General features: G+C 50.7%; 4 protein-coding genes. 1 reads left to right on the forward strand and 3 read right to left on the reverse strand.

Annotated features, from left to right (window positions below):
• The 3 genes from ACJMM9_RS07315 to ACJMM9_RS07325 form a co-directional block, all read right to left on the reverse strand.
• The coding region (locus ACJMM9_RS07315; protein WP_405325218.1) for a hypothetical protein at positions 1 to 744 on the reverse strand (744 nt) is incomplete at its 3' end.
• On the reverse strand, positions 741 to 1,472 hold the full coding sequence (locus ACJMM9_RS07320; protein WP_405325221.1) for a hypothetical protein: 732 nt from the start codon (positions 1,470 to 1,472) through the stop codon (positions 741 to 743). The genes ACJMM9_RS07315 and ACJMM9_RS07320, both read right to left, overlap by 4 nt.
• Positions 1,473 to 1,510: 38 nt before the next feature.
• Positions 1,511 to 1,906, reverse strand: a complete 396-nt coding sequence (locus tag ACJMM9_RS07325; RefSeq protein WP_405325223.1) for a hypothetical protein — start codon at positions 1,904 to 1,906, stop codon at positions 1,511 to 1,513.
• A 114-nt stretch (positions 1,907 to 2,020) separates the two neighbouring features.
• On the opposite strand from ACJMM9_RS07325, the gene ACJMM9_RS07330 reads away from it, so the two are divergent.
• A complete protein-coding gene (locus tag ACJMM9_RS07330) occupies positions 2,021 to 2,218 on the forward strand; it encodes a hypothetical protein (protein WP_405325225.1) in 198 nt (65 codons plus the stop codon).
• Positions 2,219 to 2,221: the final 3 nt, after the last annotated feature.

Genomic DNA, 2,221 nt, shown 5'->3' on the forward strand with positions numbered 1-2,221 from the left:
AGACAAGAACTCGTTGTGCTCTTGGTCGATCTTGATGGTTTCGTTGGTCTCGTTGATCATCTTCTGGATTTCTTCCTTGTCGAATTCGAGGAAGGATTCTTCGATGAAGCCAGCGATAAAGCGGTCGATGGCGTCGCCGTCGAAATCTTCGATCTTGTCGGCGGTGAGAACCAGAAGTCCGTCGCAGATGTCCAAGTCTGTCGGATACATGTCGATCGAGTAGACGAACTTGCGCATGTACTCGTTGTAGATAAGCGATTCGTACAACGATACCTTGTTGTAATTCTGGGACATGTAGTCACCGAGCTTGTTGCTGCGGACGCAAAGTTCGGTCTCGTTGCTGTAGACCTTGTCGGAGAACCCGGCTTCCGGCTTGACGATGAATGGCATCTTCATGAAGTAGCTTGTGCCCTTCACTGGACGGAATCCGCCCTTGTTGTAGATTGACTGTCTGGTCTGCTCGTAGCATTCCTGAGTGTGCTTGCGCTTGGCGTCCATTTCTTGCTTCAGCTTGCCTTCCTTAGCCAGTTCGATCTTGTGTTCGATGTCGTTCACGATTTTGATCATTTCGGCCTCGTACTTGGCCTTCCATGTCTTCTCGCGCCAGAGGAAAAAGATCGCGTAAAGTTCGGAACAGACAGTGGAACAGCGGATAGCCGTGTCCATTCCCCATTGTCCGTCGGCGGCTCGTTCGTTGCACCATGCGCTGAACTGCTTGAAGGTCATTGATTCGTATTTGCTCATTTGTTAGTCTCCTTGACTTTGTTTGGTTTCTTTTGGGCGAGTTTCTTCTTCGGCTTTTCGATGGCATGCAGCTGCTCGTAGATTTCGTGGAGGAATCCCTTGATGGTGTCCACGCAGCTCTGCTCGGTCATTAGGCCGAATTCCAGCGTAGTCGCGGTCTCGTCGCTGGAAAGGATGAAGTGCGAAGGGTCGTCGAGGTCGCGGAAGTGTATGCCGCGCAGCGATGTCTTGTAGGTGAACTGTGCCACGCCGCTGTGCGAATACGCGGCGAATGCGTCGCTGTTGCGCTGCATGTAGTTCGGATAGAGACCTTGGATGAATAGACGGTCGTTGATGGTTTCTACGGAAGTGACTACTCCGAAGAACGACTTGCCTACGTTGAACGAGAACTTGACCGTCTTTCCGATGCCGTTGTCCTTGAGGTACTTTAGCTTGCCTTCAATGTACGCCTTTGCGGCCTTGTCGGCTTGTTCGATGGCCAGGTCGGAGATACGGCTGTCAAGCAAGGACAGCGTATTGGTTAGTTTGTCCTTGAGTATCTTCATTCGTTCAAGGTCTAGTTCGCCAGTGCCTTCTGACAAGATGTTGTCGACGTTGCTCACCCAAGTAGTGGCGAGCTTTCCGTTGGCCATGGGGAACACGACCATTCCGTCGTCGCGCTGGATTTCCTTCCTCGCGTGTACCCTCTTGCCGAGTCTAACTGTTTTCTGTTTCGAGACTTGAGCCACGTTGCATGCCTCCAAGTTAGTAAAGTTTAATTTGCATTTCAACCGAAGAAGGCGAGCAATGCGCCTACGCCGCCGCCAATCAGGAATGCGATGATGTACTGTCCGATATTCTTCCAGTCGAGCTTTTGTTTGTACGGCTCGGCGTTTTCATCAGCTCCCCAGTAGTCGAACGAGAGGATGACGCCGTCGGGGTTAGGGCCTTGCGCGACGATTGTCTGCACGGCAAATTCCATATCGTCCGCCGTGAAAGTCGCTTCGAAGATTTCATTCAACCAGCCAGCCTCGTCTTCGTGGTTCTTGTTAAGAATGTCTTCGATCTGCGGAATGACTTGCGTACGGAACGCTGGTATTGCACGAGAAACGCCGGGTGTGGATTCGGCGTCGTCGATAAGGGTCGCGGTCTTTTTCTTGGGGTCGATTTTTACTTTAAGCATAAGTGTCCTCGATAATTTGAACGAAATATAGCAATATAACGAAATTATGGCAAACGCATTGCCAACATTTTGCAATATTGCTATATTGGCGTAAAACATTTCAAGGAGCCTATCATGGGTGTTATCGAAATTTGGACTCTCGTTTCCATCATCCTTCACTTCGCTGGCGTGGAAAACTTCAAGGACTGGCCAGTAATCGCATGGCCGACCACTTGGTCTTGCATGTGCCTTGAACTCTGGATGCTCATCGTCTACGCTGTAATCATCGTCGGCGTTGTCATCACGGCACTCTTCGCCGCGAGAAAGCGATAATGG

Source organism: Fibrobacter sp. (assembly GCF_045112255.1).
GTDB lineage: Bacteria > Fibrobacterota > Fibrobacteria > Fibrobacterales > Fibrobacteraceae > Fibrobacter.